This is a genomic window from Candidatus Cloacimonadota bacterium, from assembly GCA_034661015.1.
Taxonomy (GTDB): domain Bacteria; phylum Cloacimonadota; class Cloacimonadia; order JGIOTU-2; family JGIOTU-2; genus JAYEKN01.
In genome coordinates this window covers 1-1,683 of record JAYEKN010000266.1, presented here as the reverse complement: position 1 = coordinate 1,683, position 1,683 = coordinate 1, and the positions used below count along the sequence as shown (strand labels likewise).

Here is a 1,683-nt window from a genome sequence, read left to right as displayed (position 1 = left end):
AAAGTCTACAATAAACGAACATATTAAAAATATTTACAAAGAAAAAGAGTTGGAAGAAAGCCAAACTATACAGAAATTCGGAATTTCCGAATTTCAGCAAAAAGCACCATATTATTACAATCTTGATGTAATTATTTCTGTTGGTTATCGTGTAAAATCTCTACAGGGAACTCAATTTAGAAAATGGGCAACTGAAAGAATAAGAGAGTATATCATTAAAGGTTTTACAATGGATGATGATCGTTTGAAACAAGAAGGTGCAAGATCTCGATATTTTGAAGAATTATTACAAAGAATTCGTGATATTCGCAGTAGCGAAAGAAATTTTTATCAAAAAGTTACAGATATTTACACAACAAGTATTGATTATAAAAAAGATGAGCAAATGACTAAAACATTTTTTGCTACAGTTCAAAACAAAATGCATTTCGCAGTTCACGGAAAAACTGCAGCTGAGTTAATTAGTGATAGAGTAGATGCTGAAAAACCTTTTATCGGATTAACAAATTTCAAAGGAAATTATATTACAACTCGTGATATTGGGATAGCGAAAAATTATCTTTCCGAAAATGAGCTGAAACAACTAAATCTGATTGTATCAATGTATTTGGATTTTGCTGAGCTCCAAGCAATTGAAGGACGATTAATGAAAATGGAAGATTGGATCAACAAACTTGATAGTTTTTTGGCAGCTTCTGAAAAAGAAATTCTTAAAAATTCAGGAAAGATAAGCCACCAAAAAGCAATTGAAAAAGCAAAAGTTGAATACAATAAATTTAGAAAAGAAGAAGACAAAAAATATATATCTGATTTTGATAAAGAAATGAAAAGGCTTACAGGGAAGGGAAAAAATAAATAACGCGGTTAATAATCAAAGAAATAAAATCTTAAGGGAAATTGATGATTCTCAATAGAAACGGAGCTAACAAAACACTCCACATTCAGATTGAAAAAAAAGCAAGAAGAACGTGGCAGTGTCCAAACATTAGTAGCAACTTTGAAATTGGGATTAATAAGATACGTTTCCTGTACACCGATTTTCGAAGATATTTCAAGAGTTCATGATCAGATTTCCTTACCTGCAGGTGATGTTACACCTGAAGAATTGTTGCTGAAGCAAAGAGAACTTGAAACCCAATACACATATTGGGGATCAATAGGACTTACTTATTCATTCGGTTCGATTTATAATAATATTGTTAATCCAAGATTTGGAAATTGATAATTATGATTCCAAAAAAAAGGAATTCATCCGTGAAAGAATCAATGGTTTTCAAGGTTTTGGTACTACTTTAACTAGGCAATTTTAATAATCCAATATTCCTTTCTGCGAGGGCATAAATGCCCACGCTGAATCGAATAAAGCCGGATAAATCAGGCTGAAAAAAATGGCTGCTATGTAATGAGTATTATTCATAATACTTTTTTCGATTTAGCGTGGGGGTTTACCCCCTCGCAGACATTGTCCAAAAAGACTGACGAATAAATCCAGACAAAATGCCCTCAAATAACTCGGTTTTTTTAGATGCATTCTTGTAAAAAAATGAGGGGATGCGAATTTCTTAACGAAACACCTCTCCATTTTTTATTTCACTAAGATTTCACTTTATTTCATCAATAGCAAAATCAAGTGCTTCTTGTAGCATTTCTTCGGGTGGGGTTTTTATGAAATCATTATCCATC

Annotated in this window: 2 protein-coding genes; both read left to right on the top strand. The window is 32.0% G+C overall.

What is annotated here, in order from left to right:
- On the top strand, window positions 1-859 hold an 859-nt coding region (locus tag U9P79_09550; GenBank protein ID MEA2104867.1), incomplete at its 5' end, for a virulence RhuM family protein.
- Between the two features lie 87 nt (window positions 860-946).
- The gene (locus tag U9P79_09545) at window positions 947-1,222 is read left to right on the top strand and encodes a hypothetical protein (GenBank protein MEA2104866.1); all 276 of its coding nucleotides are present in this window, start codon (window positions 947-949) and stop codon (window positions 1,220-1,222) included.
- The last annotated feature ends 461 nt before the right edge of the window (window positions 1,223-1,683 follow it).